The 19,243-nt window shown below is 44.9% G+C and carries 12 protein-coding genes; 3 read left to right on the forward strand and 9 right to left on the reverse strand.

The genetic code is table 11. The annotated features are described in order from the left end of the window. Nucleotides 1–76: 76 nt before the first annotated feature. Together V7723_RS04830 and V7723_RS04835 are read right to left on the reverse strand one after the other, a co-directional pair. Nucleotides 77–1,675: a glycosyltransferase gene (locus V7723_RS04830; RefSeq protein WP_335683305.1), complete on the reverse strand. Its 1,599-nt coding sequence runs from the start codon at nt 1,673–1,675 to the stop codon at nt 77–79. Next, entirely contained in the window at nt 1,653–3,278 is a 1,626-nt protein-coding gene (locus tag V7723_RS04835) for an HlyD family efflux transporter periplasmic adaptor subunit (protein WP_335683306.1), read from the reverse strand. The genes V7723_RS04830 and V7723_RS04835 overlap by 23 nt, the downstream gene beginning before the upstream one ends. A 292-nt stretch (nt 3,279–3,570) precedes the next feature. On the opposite strand from V7723_RS04835, the gene V7723_RS04840 reads away from it, so the two are divergent. Next, nucleotides 3,571–5,070, forward strand: a complete 1,500-nt coding sequence (locus tag V7723_RS04840) for a sigma-54-dependent transcriptional regulator (protein WP_335683307.1) — start codon at nt 3,571–3,573, stop codon at nt 5,068–5,070. Nucleotides 5,071–5,125: 55 nt separating this feature from the next. On the opposite strand, the gene V7723_RS04845 is transcribed toward V7723_RS04840, so the two are convergent. Next, complete coding sequence (locus V7723_RS04845) at nt 5,126–6,601, reverse strand: mannose-1-phosphate guanylyltransferase/mannose-6-phosphate isomerase (RefSeq protein WP_335683308.1); 1,476 nt, start codon at nt 6,599–6,601, stop codon at nt 5,126–5,128. Between the two features lie 470 nt (nt 6,602–7,071). Between V7723_RS04845 and V7723_RS04850 the strand changes: the two genes are divergently transcribed. Then, nucleotides 7,072–8,856: a nucleotide sugar dehydrogenase gene (locus tag V7723_RS04850; protein ID WP_335683309.1), complete on the forward strand. Its 1,785-nt coding sequence runs from the start codon at nt 7,072–7,074 to the stop codon at nt 8,854–8,856. A 24-nt stretch (nt 8,857–8,880) separates the two neighbouring features. Next, on the forward strand, nt 8,881–10,350 hold the full coding sequence (gene pgmG / locus V7723_RS04855) for a phosphoglucomutase/phosphomannomutase PgmG (protein ID WP_335683310.1): 1,470 nt from the start codon (nt 8,881–8,883) through the stop codon (nt 10,348–10,350). Here pgmG and V7723_RS04860 read toward each other — a convergent pair. From V7723_RS04860 to V7723_RS04885, 6 genes are all read right to left on the reverse strand, one after another. Further along, complete coding sequence (locus V7723_RS04860) at nt 10,334–13,777, reverse strand: PAS domain-containing hybrid sensor histidine kinase/response regulator (RefSeq protein WP_335683311.1); 3,444 nt, start codon at nt 13,775–13,777, stop codon at nt 10,334–10,336. The genes pgmG and V7723_RS04860 overlap by 17 nt on opposite strands. Nucleotides 13,778–14,336: 559 nt before the next feature. Next, a complete protein-coding gene (locus V7723_RS04865; RefSeq protein ID WP_335683312.1) occupies nt 14,337–15,674 on the reverse strand; it encodes a metal-dependent hydrolase family protein in 1,338 nt (445 codons plus the stop codon). A gap of 15 nt (nt 15,675–15,689) precedes the next feature. After that, entirely contained in the window at nt 15,690–16,457 is a 768-nt protein-coding gene (locus V7723_RS04870; RefSeq protein ID WP_335683313.1) for an alpha/beta fold hydrolase, read from the reverse strand. A gap of 3 nt (nt 16,458–16,460) precedes the next feature. Continuing rightward, nucleotides 16,461–17,327, reverse strand: a complete 867-nt coding sequence (locus V7723_RS04875) for a fumarylacetoacetate hydrolase family protein (RefSeq protein ID WP_335683314.1) — start codon at nt 17,325–17,327, stop codon at nt 16,461–16,463. Then, nucleotides 17,324–18,802 (reverse strand): zinc-binding dehydrogenase, encoded by a 1,479-nt coding sequence (locus V7723_RS04880; protein WP_335683315.1) that lies wholly within the window; start codon nt 18,800–18,802, stop codon nt 17,324–17,326. The genes V7723_RS04875 and V7723_RS04880 overlap by 4 nt, the downstream gene beginning before the upstream one ends. A gap of 1 nt (nt 18,803) precedes the next feature. Next, complete coding sequence (locus V7723_RS04885) at nt 18,804–19,241, reverse strand: SRPBCC family protein (protein WP_335683316.1); 438 nt, start codon at nt 19,239–19,241, stop codon at nt 18,804–18,806. Nucleotides 19,242–19,243 lie beyond the last annotated feature (2 nt).

Consider the following 19,243-nt stretch of genomic DNA (forward strand, 5'->3'; position numbering starts at 1 on the left):
AAACAACATGTTATAATATATTTCATTCCACGTAGGTTTTAAAAATCAAAGTGATAGTCATTTTGAGAATACGAAACTAACTATTTCCAATAGTGGACATTACCAGTGTCATGCTCGGAAAATCCACGAGCTTCGAATAATGCAAGGTTGTCAACGCCAGAAGCACAACAGCGATTGTTGTACACCAAACCGCCATAGAATTTCTGGCCGTCTCAACTATGGAACTCCCTCCTGAGCCAGAGCTTTGATTACCGCGATTAGACCATTTCTGTTTTGAAAGACGAAAAATGCAGTAGACTTTTACCGAGGCGTTAATCAGTTGATTTAAGTAGAGGATCCAGGGATAGGCCATTTCTACTTTTCGCGAATAACCATACAAAAAAAGTGACAACAGCATTCGACTGAGTGCAACGAAAACGATGTAGGAAACAATATATGTAGGGCCTGTTGCAATTGTTGCAAATACTGCGAGTACAGGGCTCAACAACATGGTCCACATGGATAATCGCTGGTCAATCAAACACCACCAAATGAAAAATGGCATTTTCGTAGGCCCCAATGCAATGGCACGCGCACCATTTCTCAGCATATTTCCGGACCAGCGCCGAAAATTCTGAACCATTCGATCCATCCCTGAACCATCAATAACTTCAACGGTATAGCCCAGAGCGTCTGGAACATAGAGCATCTTGGCATTATTTTTTAGCATGTAATACCAGGTGCTTTTGTCATCTCCGGACAGAAATCTAAAATCCCCCCAAAGCCAATGGTTTAGGTGATCCGCTTCAAGAAGCCGTATAAATTCCAGTTTTAAAAGATGAGAGGCCCGAAATACTGACATGCGCCCGGTTAGCGTGAGAACGCGACCAGATAAGGCATGAGACTGCATCGCCAAGCGGCGCTGTGAAAATCTCATTTTAAGCCAAGTCTCAATCCATTTCGGACCAATACAAATAACTTCTTCATCCGTGGTACAAGCTTGAAGATCCGGATACAAATGGAATAAAGGCATACAACGACCGACCGCACCCTCCGCGAGGATAAAGTCGCCATCCATAAAAACCACGAGATCATCTTTATCAACCGATGCTCTGCTCATTGCCCTCAAAACCAAGCCTATGGCCGCCCGTTTCCCCGGCACGTTCTGTCGAATAATGCGAAGAGTTACATCGAGGCCTTTTGCCTCCCTCTTCATGAATTCTGCAACAATATCTTCGTCAAATCGGTCAGATGATCCGAGCCAGATAGTACCTGGAACGTTTGCGTTGCGGATTTCGAGCAATATGGAGCGGATAACTTTTTCCGTTATGTCTCTATGTTCTTTGTAGGTCGTCATCATGAAATGCATATGCTGAGGACGCCAACCGGCGTTCCAAATGGCTTCTCCCTTTTTACGAAGTTTGGGGTAGACAACATGGCCGTAAATTAATGCTCGAACGGCATGGGTAAACCACCAGCCATATCTCCAGATCCCTAATGCACCGACAACCACTGTTACCTGCCGCGCCTCTGGATCCCATAATCGATTGGGCAAAAGCAGGATAGCGAGAACGCAGCATGATAAATAAAAAGCAATATTGAATAGTGCCCACGGGTTCCATTTTTGCCAACCTTTTGGCCAATAAGTTGGATCGTCTACATGATGCCGTTGATTAGATTTGTTGATATTTGCCATTTGCCTGCTTTTCCCGTGGGGCGAAATTAATAACTCCTTTGATCTTCGCCCAAATGTCATTTGTTTCTTTACGGTCAAAAATCACAACTACTGGAAGTCCTGCGCGCACATGTGCCGCAAATAGCGGATCCAGATTTAGTTTGAGGGTTACGGCTGCAGTTTTGTCTTTTTCATCTTGCCAGGTATACTGTGTAGCTCCCTTATTCAGGAGTAATGAACTCCGATCTATTTTAGAAACAATAGCCGGAAAATTTTTGCTCATTGCCGGTATATATACAGAAGCTTCGTCGTATAGGCCTATTTGAAGAATTTCGTCCTGATTCATATAGGCCGTAACAGAAATTTCATCCGCTCGCTCCAAAACAACAACGGGTTCGTTGCGCAATACATTTGTATTAGAGGATTTAAACAAGCTTACAACTCTTCCATCAAAAGGCGCTCGCATTACCAATTTTCCTTTGGCCTGTTCCAGTTGGTTCAGTTTTTCTGTTTCCATTTCCAAGCTGCTGTAGGCCATCTCAAGATCGACGGCCAGCATATCCAGATCGGCTACAAATTCTTTGTGATTGTAATGGCGCCTTTTCGAAACCGCATCCATAGCAGTATGTTTTTCTAAGAGTAGTTCAGCTTCTTTAACTGCGGCTTCAGCTATAATCTGGTCTTCTTTTGCCCTCTCCAGTTGAACATCCGTAGCGACGCCTTTTTGCTTGAGTTTACTCATTCGTACAAATCGAGAGTCTGCAGACTTCAATCGTTCTCTTAACGAAGAAAGTCGAGCCTTTGAAATTACCATATCTGTACGATTTACGATCTGATAGAGCTTCATACGCTCCGTCTCGATCCGCTGTTTTTGCTTCGCCTGCCAAAGAGATTTGCTTGCCGCTTCCACTTTTAGCCTTGCGTCCTCTATTCGTCGCTCAAGCTTTAAATCAACAATGGTCAGAAGTTCATCGCCAGCCCTTACGTCGTGACCTGTTTTATAGTTAATTTTGCGAATAATTCCATCAACTGGCATTCTGAGTGTTTGTAGTTCCGTTGAGACAACGGAACTCGGAATTTCAAGACGCATAAAATTCGAATAAAGCAATATTCCCAGATAGGAAAAAACAGCCAAACCAAGAAATACGTAGAAGGTCGACATTACAATGGTTTTGACTGGAATGCGTCGTACCGGTGTTTCGGAAACATGGTTTTTAGAAGGCTCCGTGGAAATCGGCGTGACCGGAACATCTATTCGACAAATACTGTCTTCGACAGTGCCCATCTGACCACGAACCAAATCTTCTATGAAATAACTGAGAAGGTCAGAAGATCGCTCACTCAAGTTCACAAATTGCATACCCGCGAAAGATTTCTCAAAATCTATTCTGGCAACGCTAACTTCCGCCTCAAATGTCATTTCGTATCCCTGAAAAGGCAGCGTTATACTAATTGTAATTTCGTCTCCAAGATCAGGTAATTTTCGATCCGTAAATGAGAGGCCTAACCCTCCTAAACTCCAATTGTCTGCAAGAATTCGCTCGTAACCAAGAAGTTTCACATACAAAGGTGCTGTAAGACGGTGATGCCTTCTCTGGCTAGGTTTCTCGCGTATCACTTTCATAGGAACATGCATTTCTTATAAAATAAGACCTTCAAAGACGCCGTTTGAACGCGCGCGCTTCATTCCCTTCGTACTAAGCAAGGAATAGGCCATAAATTTTATGTTTATTATCAGGTAGTTGTGTCTAATCGAAACCAGCAACACGAGAAATTTTTCAAAATGACAATCAATTTGAAAAATCCGATGAGAAAGAAATTGTTCTGGGAAAACCGTTAATTTTTACGTGATTTCAATCTTTTAGGGCTATTCATGACAGGAAATCTTATCGACAGAATGAAATTTCATCGGCAGAATGAAGTACGGATACGCCCATGAACTTAACCAGAAAGCGCCATCAAGTTCCATGACAATTGATCACCGGCAACATATCTTACTCGTTGAGGACGACCCTCCCTTGGCGAGGGTGTATCAGGAGTACTTAAAAAACGAGCCATACCAAATTACCCACGTGGCCCGCGGTGAAGAAGCGATGAACGCTCTTAAAACAACAATCCCAGATGCCGTTCTCTTGGACCTTAAACTCCCTGATATGAACGGCATCGAAATTCTTAAGCATATTCAAAATACCAAAATATCAACCACTGTCATCGTCATTACGGCCCATGGCTCTATCAACACCGCTGTAGAGGCAATGCAAGCTGGCGCTGCTGATTTTGTTCTTAAACCTTTCAATGCGGATCGCCTCGTTTACACATTGCGAAACGCGCTCGAACGTGATCAGCTTTCGCGGATAGTTAAAACATTTAAAGAAGATTTCAATCGCCAAGAGTTCGCGGGTTTCATCGGGTCTTCACTTTCCATGCAGGCTGTTTACCGGATAATTGACAATGCAGCTTCAAGTTCCGCTACAATTTTTATAACCGGGGAATCCGGAACTGGAAAAGAAGTTTGCGCTGAAGCAATTCACGATAAAAGCCCCCGAAGGAACAGAAGAATTGTTGCGCTAAATTGTGGCGCTATACCCAAAGACCTGATGGAAAGTGAGATTTTTGGGCATGTGAAAGGGGCTTTTACCGGCGCTCAATCTAACCGCGATGGAGCGGCCAAGCTTGCTGATGGTGGAACATTATTTTTAGATGAAATTTGCGAAATGGATCCGACATTGCAAGTGAAGCTTTTGAGGTTTATCCAATCAGGCACGTTTCAGAAGGTTGGAAATTCTGAAACGGAAACTGTTGACGTCCGTTTTATCTGCGCGACCAACAAAGATCCCTGGAAAGAAGTACAAGCAGGGAACTTCCGCGAAGACCTTTATTATCGGTTACACGTAATTCCACTTCATATGCCGCCTCTACGCGAACGGGAAAATGATGTAATAGAAATCGCAGAACATTTTCTTGAAACCTATGCTTCAGAAGAAGGTAAGGATTTCAATCAATTATCCGAGGATGTAAAGAATATTTTCTTATCGCAAGGCTGGCCTGGAAATGTGCGTCAGCTGCAAAATACTCTTCGCAATGCTGTGGTTCTGAATGAAGGAGATATTTTGGATGAAAGCATGCTCCCAGATATGGTGAGCCACAATTTCATCGCCAACCCGGTGACTTCAACGCGCGACCAATCTCTATCACCACAGGTCACAAATCACTTAAAAAATCCAGTAGATGGGGACGAGACGTCCACCATCGCACCAATGTGGCAGGTTGAGAGGCAAATGATCGAAATTGCAATGAGTGAATTCGAAGACAATGTTCACAAAGTTGCAACGGTTCTAGAAATTAGCCCCTCGACTTTATATCGACGCCTTAGAGAAATCGAAGATGATAAAAAACAGAAAGAAAACCAGGCATAATTGCGTTTTCTTCCTGAATTTTTCTCCGGTTTAGTAGGCTCACAAAGCCCACCAGCTAAATAGCTTGTTTTGGATTTGTGTCTTTTTCTCTTACGCGCCCATACACGTCTTCCAGTCTGACGATATCATCTTCACCTAGATAATTGCCTACTTGTACTTCAATCAAACGGACAGGAACGCTACCTGGATTGTAAAGCCGGTGAACTGCGCCCACAGGAATGTATACTGATTCATTTGCCGATAATTGGCTAGTTTCATCGCCTACGGTTACTTCAGCTGTTCCGGCAACCACCACCCAATGTTCCGACCGATGGTGATGGTACTGAAGAGATAGTTTTTCGCCTGGATAAACAACAATGTGTTTCACCTGATGCGCCTCGCCTAAATCAAGACCCTCATAAGTTCCCCAAGGTCTATGGACTTTTTTGTGGTTATCCGCTTCCTTACGCCGCTTTTTCTGCAGCGAACCAACTATAGCCTTAACTTCCTGCGCTCTATTCTTTGGGGCAACAAGCAGCGCGTCAGGCGTATCAATTATGACATGATCTTCAAGTCCAATTGCGGCAATCAATCGCGTATCTCCGAAAATACAGGTATCTTTGCAATCCTCTAAAATTGCGTCACCTTGAACAACGTTTCCATAATCATCAGATGATTTTTGATCCGAAAAGCTTGGCCATGAGCCAATGTCACTCCAACCTATTTCCGCCGCGACTACAACGGCATTTGATGTCCTCTCCATAACCGCATAGTCAATTGATATACTTTTCGATCGGCAAAATTCTTGTGGGTCCGGCCGTAACGTTCCTGCCCCATTCTTTCCGTTTGAGTAAGCGGCACGACAGGATGCATACATCTCTGGCTCGAATTTTCGAATTTCCGCCAGATATTTTTTTGCCGAGAACAGAAACATTCCGCTGTTCCAATAGTAATCTCCGGAAGCAACAAATTCCTTTGCTTTGTCCAAACTTGGCTTTTCTTTGAAACTACCAACTTGGAAGCATTCACTATCATGTTGGAACGCTTTCCCTTTCTGGATGTACCCATATCCGGTTTCCGGGGAATGGGCTGTCATCCCAAATGTTACCAACGCACCTTCTTGTGCCGCTGTCGAACCGGTTTGCACCATTTCATTAAAGGCAGATGGATTGCCTATTACATGGTCAGAAGGTAAAACTAGTAAAAGAGCATCTTGATTTCCGTTTAGCGCTGACAATGCAGCCAATGCAATTGCTGGCGCTGTATTTCTCCCTTCGGGTTCGAGAATGAAAGTACCCATCGTCAATTTTGCTTCTGTTAGTTGACGCTTTATGAGGAACTCGAAATCTTCGTTGGTTACAAAAATTGCAGGTTTGAACTGTTTTTTATCACCAACATGTTCAGCAATGTTCTGCAGCATCGACTTTTCGTCCAACAGGGATAGAAACTGCTTCGGCATAGACTTACGCGATGCAGGCCAAAGCCGTGTTCCTGATCCACCACATAAAATGACAGGTTGAACGAGTGCAGTACGTGAAAGTTTCTTGGGCATAGATTGCTCCTTCAGTTTTGCGAGTGAACGAATTTCGTGACTGAGTGAGTAATCGCAATGACTGTGCCAAAGGAATTGGCTGAGTAGAATGGCTTAAAACTGGGAAATACCGGCGCCCATCGATGACAGATTTACTTTCCTGACACGCAAATTGAGAATTCACACAACATTTTCTCAAAATGGCGAATGTCGTGGTCATGCTGAACAAATGGTTTCTTAATAGAGGTAACTATAAATCGTTTGTTTTCTTCTTTTTGGTTCGTATGAAATTGCGGCTTTCGAAGCCACTCCTGATCAATGTCAGAATGACAATATTATCAAAACGCAACGCCAATATGATAAATAAATTAAATAATAGAAGCTGTGGAATTTTATAGCTCCTTGTTTTTAAACATTATTTATGGATATCAGCATTCTGGCCTGTTCTCTGCAACTTTGCTGTCAGTGAAATTCTCTGAGGAGCAAAGTTAATGACAAAGACAATGAATAATACGGCGAATGATGTCTCAAATTGTTTTGACAATAGTCTAAATAATATACTGCCGCGCCTAAGTATTTTCGGCCTTGGCTACGTTGGCGCCGTATCGGCGGCCTGCTTCGCAGAACTTGGGCATCAAGTAATCGGTATCGATCCAGACGCTCGCAAGGTCGCTTGTATCAAGTCAGGGAAAGCACCAATTGTAGAACCCGGCCTCAACGATCTTTTGTCCAAGGGAATTGGTCAATCCCTAATAGACGCATCTTATGATGCTGCATTTGGAATTGCAGAATCTGATATTTCATTTGTTTGCGTTGGAACGCCAAGCGCCAGCGACGGCCGCTGCGATTTAAAATACTTAGAACAGGTATCAAGAGATATCGGTAAAGCTCTTAGAAACAAAGAAGGCTATCACGTCGTCATTTTTCGAAGCACAATTCCTCCAGGAACCACTAATAAAATCCTAAAACCGATTTTAGAATCTGAGTCAGGGAAAAAAGCCGGTGTTGATTTTGGTCTTGGGTTTCATCCTGAGTTCTTACGTGAAAGCACTGCAATCGAAGATTTCTACGAACCACCAAAAACAGTAATTGGTGGAATTGACCAGCAATCCAAATCAGTCATTGCTGCTATGTATGCCGGTATTGATGACACCGTAATTGAAACATCAATTGAAGCCGCAGAAATGGTTAAATATGTGGATAACACCTGGCACGCACTTAAAGTTTCCTTTGCCAATGAAATAGGGAAAATTTGTCAAGCGGCGGGGGTTGATAGCCATGAGGTTATGGACATCTTTGCCAAAGACACAAAACTCAATATATCATCCTACTATATGAAACCGGGGTATGCTTTTGGCGGTTCTTGCCTGCCCAAAGATGTGCGGGGCATTAATCATCTTGCGAGCGATTACGGATTAGATACCCCTATTCTCAGGAACATCATTGCCAGCAATGAAGCACAGATTGCCCATGCTGCGGAAATTGTTGAACAAACGCGGCCAAAAACCATTGCATTTCTCGGCGTAACCTTTAAAGCCGATACAGATGATCTTCGTGAAAGCCCTGTTCTGCCGTTGATCGAGAACCTTTTGGATAAAGGATACGATGTCCGGATTTACGATCAAAATTTGGACCTGGAATCCTCAGTTCGACATCATTTGCAGCACTCTAAACACTCGAAATCAGATAAAGTTGATTTGATGTCACGGCTTCCCGAGTTCGTCTGCACTACAGCTAAAAGCGCCTGTCAAAACGCAGACACTATTGTCGTATCGCATAGTGATGAGGCCTTTAGGAAGGTAATATCTTCACGGCAATCAAATCAGAAAGTTGTTGATCTTGTACGTATCTTCAGTCAACGGCAAGGCTGGCAGGAAATGTTTGATGCAGGCATGAACGACTATATCCAAAAGCCTGCGCAATCCGCGATGATTGAAGAAAAATTAATGCTGTGGACGCAAAAACCTGAACATCAGGGACTCTCAATATTGCTAGCAGAAGACGATCCTGTGAATGCAGCGGTTATTCTATCCAAACTTAAAAAATTCGGACACGCGGTGCATGTCGTTGCAAATGGACGGGAAGCCGTTGAAGTTGCATCAATCAAATATTTCGATGTTGTTCTAATGGATGTCCTAATGCCAGAAATGAACGGTATCGAAGCAACTCAAAAAATTCGCGCCCTCTCTTTAGAAAACCAAACCCTTCCGATCCTCGCATTAACGGCGCATGCCATGCCAGAGCAAAGTGCTACTTACTCCGGCATTTGCTGGTAACTGATTGAATAAGGAGTATGTCTCATGGAATTTTACCAGGACATAATGAATCCGAACCCACGAGACTCATCTTTGAAAAACAGTAGCCTAGGGGCAGAGATAAATAGCGGGCAATCGCATAAGTTTAACAAAGCTATCTTGCGTGAATCAGACATACGAGGAATTGTCGGTGAAAATCTCGACGCTACTGATGCTTACTATATTGGGCGATCTTTTGGTTCTGTTGTTCGTCTTTGCGGAGGCGAAACAGTTGCTGTCGGATATGACGGCCGACTTTCATCGCCAGGGCTTGCTCACGCGTTAGCAGAAGGCCTGAAGCATTGTGGCGTACAAGTTCTTGATATTGGTCTAGGACCAAGCCCTATGTTGTATTATGCGGTTCATTCTCTAAATTTGCATGGTGGAATAATGGTAACAGGTTCTCATAACCCGGCTGAATATAATGGTTTTAAACTGATGTTGGCGCAAAGCTCATTTTATGGAGCAGAAATACAAAAATTGGAAAAAATCGCATTGGCGGGGGAATTCGTAACTGGAGAGGGCCGCGTAGATCCGACGGTAATACTGCCCGAATACATAAATAGGCTACTCCAGGATGCGATTGATTTTTCAGGCCTAAGAGTAGCCTGGGATCCGGGAAACGGCGCAGCCGCTGAGATCATCTGCAAGTTGACTAAAAAATTAAAGGGGACACATTTTCTTATCAATGAAAGAATTGACGGTACATTTCCAGCCCATCATCCCGATCCAACGGTTCCCGAAAACCTTGCCCAGCTTATTGAAACTGTAAGATTAAATAATTGCGACCTCGGGATTGCCTTTGATGGTGACGGCGATCGTATTGGTGTTGTTGATAGCAGCGGCAGAATATTGTGGGGAGATCAATTGATGCAACTTTTTGCAAAAGAAGTATTAATGGAATCGCCAGGAGCGCCAATTATAGCCGATGTAAAGGCTTCACAATCTCTCTTTGATGAAATTTCTAATATGGGTGGCACGCCCATAATGTGGAAAACTGGCCACTCTCTTATCAAGTCAAAAATGGCTGAAACAAAAGCTCCGCTTGCCGGTGAAATGAGCGGCCATATATTCTTCGCGGATAAATACTATGGATTTGATGACGCGGTTTATGCTGCGATACGCCTTTTATCCATTCTCGCAAAATCTTCAACTTCAGCGACTGAGGTATTTAATTCACTACCACAGGCTGTTAACACTCCGGAGATCCGATTTGACTGCCCGGAAGATGAAAAAAAAGCCATTGTAGATCGTGTTCGTAGAAGCTTAAAAAAATCGAACGCAAACATGATTTGTATTGACGGCGTCAGAGTTGAAACAGAAAATGGATGGTGGTTGTTACGGGCCTCTAATACTCAACCCGTTCTTGTCGCACGGTGCGAGTCTACAAACCAAACTGGTTTGAAAATATTATTTGCAGAATTAACAACTCATTTAAAACAAAACGGATATCAAGGCACTATTCCGCATTTTTAATATTTTGGGAATATTGCTCTAATGCTTCGTGTGCATCAAAGCACTGCTTTTCCAATTCACTAGCGAGTGCAGTGACTTTATCGACATCTGACCTAGCAGCGGCTTGTTCCAACTCCAAGGAAAGATTGTTAAGTCGATCAGCGCCAAACGTCGCTGAACTGCTTTTCAACGAATGTGCTTCCAATTCAATCCGCTCCATATCATGAGTAATCAAGGCAGATGCAATGAAGTCTTTGCGTTCATCCATGCTGCCTAAATAGGTGTCAATCAATTCCGGCAGCAAGGAGAACTCAGTATCATTTCCGAGGTCTTCTAACGCACGTTCATTCAATATGAGAATACTCTCTGAAATCAGGTCGGATTTATGTTCTATGGACGTCGCCATTATATCGTCAGATGGTTTCTCCGAAATTTCTATCCAGCGAGAAATTTTCCGCAATAATATGGATTTTCTAATCGGCTTAGACATGTAGTCGTCCATACCATTGTCCAGAATACTTTCTCTATCTCCTTGCATGACATGCGCCGTCATTGCAATTATTGGTGTTCGGGATCTTTTGCCAGGTAATTTTCGAATTGCGGCCGTAGCTTCCAATCCATCCATCTCAGGCATTCCTATGTCCATCAATACAAGATCATAGGGCCGGGCAGTTAGAGCTTTAACAGCTTCCAAACCATTTGCTACAACGTCCACTTGAAGTTGTTCCTTTTCCAGCATTGCTCTTGCAACAACTTGATTGGCGGGATTATCTTCGGCCAGCAATATCCGAATGTTTCTCAATCGATCAAAAGAAATCTCGGTAGTGTCATGACTGTCCTGCGACATTGTTTCCAGCGATGCTGAGATTTCTTTTTCTGTCGCAGGTTCCAAATCTACTTCAAACCAAAATGTGCTGCCTTTTCCTAACTCACTAGTAAAATCAATAGTACCGTCCATATGATTTATGAGCCTGCGGGAAATAGCGAGACCGAGCCCTGTCCCCTGGAATTTCTGGCTGTAAGTAGGCGTCAGCGTCAAAAATTCAGAGAATAGTTCTTCGTGATGTTTCATATCAATACCGACACCAGTATCTTCTACTTCTGCTCTTAATCGTATTCTTCCATCTTGCGCAGTTGTCGATGAAATTCTGAGAATCACATTTCCGTTTTCTGTAAATTTAACGGCGTTTGAAGTTAGATTGAGTAATACTTGGCGAATTCGGCTCGGGTCCCCTTTCAGGTAAGTTTTCCCTCCTATCGCGGACTCATAAATAACTTTCGTATGATTTTCATCGGCCCTTGGCTTGATCACATCAAGAATATCATGGACGATTTCCTCCGGTGAAAAAACGACCGTTTCAAAATCAAGATGCCCGGCTTCCATTTTCGAGAAATCAAGAATATCATTTATGACGTCGAGCAGCGACTCAGCAGATCGACGTCCTGATTGCACATATTCGGCTTGGTTTGAATTAAGTTCCGTATCTTGCAATAACCCAAGAAAACCCAGGACACCATTTAGCGGCGTTCGAATTTCGTGACTCATCATGGCCAAAAACTCAGACTTAGCTTTATTGGCAATTTCCGCACGGTCTCTTGCAATCTTTAGTGCTTCCGCATCCGCCCGCTGCTCCGTCGTATCGCGGATATAGCCCACAAAATTTGGCCCTTCTGCTTCTTGAGATACAGAAATAGATAAAGTTATCGGAAACTCAGTGCCATCGCTCCTAACAGCTTCAATTTCAATATGTTGACCAAGTACGGGACCCTCACCTGTCTCAATATACTTTTTCAAGCCTTGCCGATGTGCATCACTATAACGCGCAGGAATGATAAGGTCCGCCATTTCTCGGCCAATTGCCTCATGACGTTTATATCCAAACGTTCTTTCGGCGGAAGGATTAAACTCTATTATTTTGCCGTACTGATCCATCTGAACAATACAATCAAGTGCAGTGTCTACGGTTGCCCTGGTTCTTTCTGCGCTTTCCCAAAGCGCTTTTTCCCGATCCTTTAGCTCTGTAATATCAATGCGGAATCCAACGGTTCCCCCACTTTCTGTTCGACGTTCCAAAATGCGCAACCATTGACCAGAGTCCAATTCCTGCTCAACTGAACCAGAGGGATTTCTATGATTTTCCAATCGTTCAGCCAGCCATTCTTCTTCTCGACCGAGGGCTTCTGGATATTGACCTCTTTCCATACCGAACCGAACAATTTCCTCAAACGTACTTCCGGGTCGAATAATATTTGAACTTTTCGAATAAATATCACGATACTTCTGGTTGCAGATAACCAGAATATCTTGCTCATTGAACAAAACAAATCCATCTGGCAAAGCGTCAATGGCTTCAAGCAACTGGCTTCTAGTTCTTCGAAGATCTTCTTCCGCTATTTTGCGATTTGTAATATCAACTACGGTTGATTGGATGGCACTTTGACCCTGCCAAGTCACAATCCTCACCCGGTTCTCGAGCCAGATAATTTTACCGCCCTTAGTTTCGCCGCGATACTCGTAATTTGAGGGGACAGCCATATTTTGCGTAAGTTTGCTGTCATAGTCTGTAATTCGGTCCAACTCGCCCGTAGCGAAAAGGGATTCAACGGAAGAGAGCTTGAGCAATTCATCTAGATCCGCATATCCAAAGATATCTGCGTAGGCTTGATTGACAAATAAAGGTTCGAAATTGCGATGAACCAAAATTCCTTGTATGGATCCTTCTATCAAATTACGAAAGCGCTCTTCGCTTTCCCTAAGTTTGCGGCGGTCGGCAGCTTGCTCATGGATCAAACCCGTTACGCGCTTTCCCGCGTCCCTTAAATCCAGGAACTCTCTGGAGGTATATCTCGGCATTACAATATCCCTGATATCACCGCCCTGCATAACTCTATCCAAACCTCCATGCAGTTGTTCTACGGGAACAACGATAACGCGTCTAATAACAAGGATGAATAGCAAACCAAGAATAAGCATGCCGGCAATTATATAAAGCCGAACGGAAAAAAGATTGTCTTCTATTTCACGATCATACTTCTCAAAACCCCATTGTATTTTTAGGATACCCACAATTTCATTTTCAAAATGAATATCGATTTCTTCGAAAAAATGTGAAGCGGGATGAATTGTTGCGTGACTTTTCCACTGGGAAACGAGGTTGCCCTTTTCATCCATCACGTCAATAAAATGTAAATCGTCAATATCGTTGCCAGCTTGCGTGAGGGTCGCCGCCAAATTCATTCTATCACCGGACACAAGGTCTTCAGCAATGATACGCGACAATAATGCAGAGATCCCTGACGTCCGCAATACCATGTCTTGATACATCTTCTGAGATTCAATCCGAGAGACGATTTCGCCGATCAAAATACCGCAAACGATGGCCAACACGAGTACGACAGATATGACTTGTGTCCACAAGGACCATGATCGGGGGCGCTTAGTTGTCAATTTCGTCTCACTTCTTGCCGGCAGGCATCAATGGCATAGCAAGTTCATTATTGAACACTATCCCAATATGAACTTCACATAACTAACATGCCATAGCAATGTGAACAGTTTCTAGTTTTCTAGACCCCTATTCCCCTTCAGCATTAGTGATACAGAATATTGAGTTTGCTTAACAGAGGGTTTGTGTTTGATCGTAAGGAATGGAGATGAAACTAAGCAAAGGAATACGAATGCGTAAATTCGTTCACTTACAAAGCTTTAACAATAAGTTGAAGGTATTAGCAAGTTAGAGAAACCACTGAGATGCGCCTCAGACTCTCCCTCCGAAGGCAGAGGTCACACGTTCGAATCGTGTCGGGTGCGCCAATCTTTTCAATGGCTTAGGCTATTGTTGACTTTGCGGATTGTGAGCTGGGGAAGCAGAGGGGAAGCAATAAAGATTGGGCAAAAGCATATTTATTGGACCCTTAAGCCGAACGGTTTTTCCCGGGTTACCCGTCCTTCCTAGTCAGGTTTTGCCGCTGGTTAAGACTGTTGTCGCCTATAGAGGCGTTGCAGTTCACGCACTAATGCGCATGCCGGTTGACACGCCATCTGGTGATTTATGAAATTTCCCGTCCTTCATGATCGCAACTAATCGATTTTTATCTTGAAGGATACGAACATCCGTTAATGGATCACCGTCAACCAAAAGCATATCGGCAAGATATCCTTCACGGATGAGCCCCAATTCATTTTCCATCTGCATGATTTGTCCGCCATATTTGGTTGCGGCCTGGATAGCTTCCATAGGTGTAAATCCGAGAAGATCGACGAAATATTCCAAATCCTTGGCGTTAGTACCCATAGGGGTCCAGGCAAAGCCATAATCGCCACCAATCAACACGCGAATGCCACGTTTATGCATTTTCTTCATTGTATCAATGGCGTTTTCTAGCTCGCGCTCGTAAGCGATAGATAGAGGGTCTCCCGGCTTGATACCGTATTCACCAGCGTTTCTCGCGGTATTTATCAGCCAGGCGAGGCCGGGCGCAACAATATGTTTATCTTTCGCCGCCTCTAGCATATCGAGAGCTTCTTCGTCAGAAAAAGACGCGTGATAAATAGTGTCAATGCCATGTTTGACGCAAAGTTTAATGGATTCGGCAGAACGGGCATGGGCAGCCAATGATTTACCCCGGCGCTTTGTTTCCGAGACAGCCATAGCAATTTCTTCTTGAGACATCTGATTGACTTCCGCGCCCATTCCCGCAATTTCTTCACCTGAAAGATTGAGCTTGATCGTATCGTTACCCCATTTGAGCATCTCTCGAACCGCGGCGCGAATTTCCTCTGGCCCCGACACAACAATGCCAAGGTTCAAGCCTTCATGGGGAATATGCGGCGGCACCATATCACCCAACCCGCCGATTGTGGTTATCTCGGGGCTTGCCGCTGTATAACGAGGGCCCGGGCAGCGCCCGGCATTGATTGCATCACGGATAACAACATCCAACCGCGGCTTTGCTGCTGCGGCTCCTCTCCCTGCCGTAAAACCGGCATCAAGAACGATTTTAGCCATATCGATACAGCTCAACACATGTTCTTCAATCGGCATCATTTGAATGGGGGCAATTCCTGGAGCATTATTCCAACTTAGATGAAGGTGCGCGTCAATAAGGCCGGGCATCAGGGTCATTCCACGACCATCGACCCGCTGACCACCATTATTGTTCCAAGTTGATCCCATACCACTTCGGCTAATCGTTTTGATCCGGTTGCCAGAAACTGTGACATCCCCCGAATACGGAGCCTCTCCAGTTCCATCTAGAATTCGGACATTTCCGAATGTGATATCGGCATTTCCATTACCAACTTCGCTACCGCCGCTCCAACTTGTAAAAGTATTATCTGACATTGGTCCTTCTCCTTATTATTTGTAAACTGCGGCCAGATGGTTGCGCAACAGTTCGGTAGATCGACCCGGCGCCTCCACCATCATCCAGTGTCCGACTTCGGGAATAATCTCCAAATGGGCAGTCGTTAAATTTTTCGCAAGCTGCTGGGCCATGGATACTGGCGCCACCGGATCTGCGTCTCCTGCTACCAGCAATGTAGGAACATTTATCGATGTATGATCCGCGGCTGAAGCCACGCTAAGCGCGTCACAGTGATTAGCGTACCCACTTGGATTCTGCCTTAAAATACTCTCCCGAACAAATGCGGAAGCAACAGGGCTCCCCTCGGAAACACTTCCCGCTGAAATGCTATTGGCTATCGCCGCTAATTGTCCGGTACGCGCCTGCTGGCCTCGTTCCTTTAAAGCCTGACGCGCGGCAACGGGTGGCTCCAGTAACGGGCCAAATAAAGTCATTCCGTCTACAATCCCCGTAGAACCGGCCGCAAGATATTGGCATATAAGCGTGCCCATGGAATGCCCGACAAAGTGGGCCTTCTTTACACCCGCAGCCTGCAACATATCAAAAACTGCAGAAGCAAGACCTTTAAGGTCAGCCCGGCCTGGCCTAAGACCTGAACGCCCTGCACCCGGTAAATCTGGCCGATAAGTCTTATATCCATCTAAAGCTGGCAACAAAGTTTGGAAGCTATTGGATGTACCGCCCAAACCATGGATCATTACAACGGGCAAGCCTTCTCCCTCGACTTCCATAATCATACTACCGAAGGAAAAGTCTGGCATATCTCAGATCTCCTCCACCGGGTTTTCCAGCGTCCCAATTCCGCCTATTTCTATTGCGACAATATCTCCACCAGCCAGATATCTCGGCGGTTTAAATCCGATACCGACACCTGCGGGCGTCCCAGTGGCTATTACATCACCGGAATTCAAAGTGATACCATTGGAAATCGCTGCTATGATTGTCGGAACGTCAAAAATCAACAAACCGGTATTCGAATCCTGCCGTAATTCTCCATTTACCCAGCATTTAATGGGTGTGTCGGCTAAATCAATCTCATCAGCAGTTACCGCCCAGGGGCCCATGGGACAAAAGCTGTCCTGAGATTTTCCAATCAGCCACTGATTATGATGTCCCTGTAAATCCCGCGACGTTACGTCATTGACAATCGTGTAGCCCCAGACATGCGACAACGCATCTTTTTTTGAAATATTCCGGCCGGGCTTACCAATAATGACAGCTAGTTCTGCTTCATAATCAACGGTGTTTGTAACTGACTTATCTAGCTTTATAGCTGATCCTGTCGCCTCAACAGTTTCAGGAAGTTTCGAAAATACGATAGGCGCTTCTGGCACGGCGCCTTTGGCTGCAGAGCTATCAAAGCCAGAAGCCGCAAATTCCTCTGCGTGAGCATAATAATTTTTGCCGACGCAAAATACATTTCGGCTTGGTCGCGGAACCGGTGCAAGCAATTCGACATCTGACACAGGGATTTTATCTGTGACAGCCGGTGAAGGGCGGCCAATTAAACTGACAACACCATCCTGCTCGAAAACACTTTCTGGAACATCAAGACATTCCAAGACCGTGTCGTTGTCAGCAAGTCTTCCGAGATGTTGTTTGCCATTATGAGTGAAAACCGCGAATTTCATTTCCTGCCTTTCAGTAGCTCATCGGGAATTAGAATGGTCGAGCCGGTGGTCATCCGGCCCTCCAATTGCCGATGCGCTTCTGGCGCGTTCGACAAAGGGTATTTCTGGCCGATTTCAATCGAAATAATTCGTTTTTCAAGAACACCAAAAAGCCTTTCGGTAATCGCCCGTAATTTTTCAGGCGTGTCCGTATAATGGCCAAAATTTGGGCGAGAAACAGTAGCTGAGCGAGAAGACAGGGATCCAATATCATAGGATCCAATATCTCCAGATGCCTGCCCGAAACTGATGAGGTGACCACAATCTGCCAATGCCGCAACTGAATGAGAAAAACTGTCCTTACCCACCGCATCGTAAATGACGTCCGCACCATGACCTTTCGTCAAGCGAAGAACCTGATCTTCCAAACTTTCCGAACCTGGTAAAATGACGTGATGAGCGCCTGACGCCCTGGCGATGCGTGCTTTTTCCTCACTGGAAGTTGCCCCGATTACTGTTGCCCCAAGATGATTGGCCCATTGACAAATAATTTTGCCGACGCCGCCGGCCGGTGCATATACAAGAACAATTTCGCCTCGCTTCAGCGCGTGAACACGATGCAATAAAAACTCTGCGGAAATACCTTTTAGTAAGCCGGCGGCAGCAACTTCATCATCCAAAAAATCTGGCAAAGAAAATACCAGGTCGGCCTTCATTGTCCTTACCGTGGTATAAGCGCCGACGGGAGGGCAGGCGTAGCCAACCCGTTGCCCCTGTGCGAGATGCCGAACTCCATCACCAACGGACTCCACGATACCAACTGCTTCCATACCTGGAATACCCGGCAACTCAAGCAAATCAAAATAACCCGAGCGGCAATATACATCTATGAAATTGACACCGATTGCTGTTTGGCAAATACGCACTTCGCCGGCCGCAGGTGCCACGCACACAACCGGGGAAAGGTAAAATTCTTCCGGGCCTCCATATCGATCAAGCATAACAGCTGTTCCTTCAAGAGGACTTTGATCGATTGGTGCGGCCGACTGCCCTGAAGTGCTTTCCCCAACGCGGGACCGGATCGCTTCGAAACCCCCTTCATAGACACCGTTTGCAACAAGCTCAGCAAGCTCATCTTCTTGTCCTTGTGGCGTCTCGAACCGTGAAAACCAGTTCCAATAAGTCGCATTCCCATCGGTTACCGGCCTTAATGACACTTCAGCAACATAATTTCTAAGAGGAATGTCACTTTCGACAATAGCATATCGGAAACTATGTTCCTTATCTGACATAGAGAGAAGTTGCTCTCGCAAGTTCTCGCCGCTCGTCAGTTGAAAATTACGAATTGCCCCGATTTGATCTGTTCGTTTTCCGTTATCCAAAACGCTCGTTGCAACAGCTGGGTGCCAACTGTCATGGCCATTGAAATCACGCAACAGTTCCCAAACTTCGTTAATTGGGGCGTTTATTACTGTGCTGCGTTGAACTGTCACCATTTCAGGTTTTAACCCGATCTTTAAGGCAATTTATTCCACCCAGAAAGACATTCTCGCCTATATGTGTCACCAATTCACTTTCACGCGCCGGGACACAATCAAATTCCGCAGTCCACTCCATAAATGTCCTGTTACCATCAGTAATCGGAAGCAGCTTCACTGTTGCAATATAGTTTTCAACCCCCATCGGGCTTTCTAGAATTGAATATGAAAAACTGTAATCATAATCCGAAAGTGCTAGCAACTGTTCGCGAATGAAACCACCGTCTATCAAGCGAAAAGCGCGGACACTGCCAATTTGATCGGCAGGTCGGTCCTGCTCAATTCGGCTTTCTGCGACAAAATCTGTCCAATTTGGCAGACCATTAAAATCACGGATTACAGACCACACCTTATCAACAGATGAAGGGAGGATGGAGGATACATATACCTGCGCCATGC

Source organism: Sneathiella sp., assembly GCF_036960985.1.
Classification (GTDB): Bacteria; Pseudomonadota; Alphaproteobacteria; order Sneathiellales; family Sneathiellaceae; genus Sneathiella.

Coding starts and splice junctions, on each gene's coding strand:
- pgmG (WP_335683310.1), top strand. CDS start 8,881: ATGGAATTTTACCAGGACATAATGAATCCGAACCCACGAGACTCATCT.
- V7723_RS04845 (WP_335683308.1), bottom strand. CDS start 6,601: ATGCCCAAGAAACTTTCACGTACTGCACTCGTTCAACCTGTCATTTTA.
- V7723_RS04885 (WP_335683316.1), bottom strand. CDS start 19,241: ATGGCGCAGGTATATGTATCCTCCATCCTCCCTTCATCTGTTGATAAG.
- V7723_RS04880 (WP_335683315.1), bottom strand. CDS start 18,802: ATGGTGACAGTTCAACGCAGCACAGTAATAAACGCCCCAATTAACGAA.
- V7723_RS04840 (WP_335683307.1), top strand. CDS start 3,571: ATGAAGTACGGATACGCCCATGAACTTAACCAGAAAGCGCCATCAAGT.
- V7723_RS04830 (WP_335683305.1), bottom strand. CDS start 1,675: ATGGCAAATATCAACAAATCTAATCAACGGCATCATGTAGACGATCCA.
- V7723_RS04865 (WP_335683312.1), bottom strand. CDS start 15,674: ATGTCAGATAATACTTTTACAAGTTGGAGCGGCGGTAGCGAAGTTGGT.
- V7723_RS04875 (WP_335683314.1), bottom strand. CDS start 17,327: ATGAAATTCGCGGTTTTCACTCATAATGGCAAACAACATCTCGGAAGA.
- V7723_RS04870 (WP_335683313.1), bottom strand. CDS start 16,457: ATGCCAGACTTTTCCTTCGGTAGTATGATTATGGAAGTCGAGGGAGAA.
- V7723_RS04850 (WP_335683309.1), top strand. CDS start 7,072: ATGACAAAGACAATGAATAATACGGCGAATGATGTCTCAAATTGTTTT.
- V7723_RS04835 (WP_335683306.1), bottom strand. CDS start 3,278: ATGAAAGTGATACGCGAGAAACCTAGCCAGAGAAGGCATCACCGTCTT.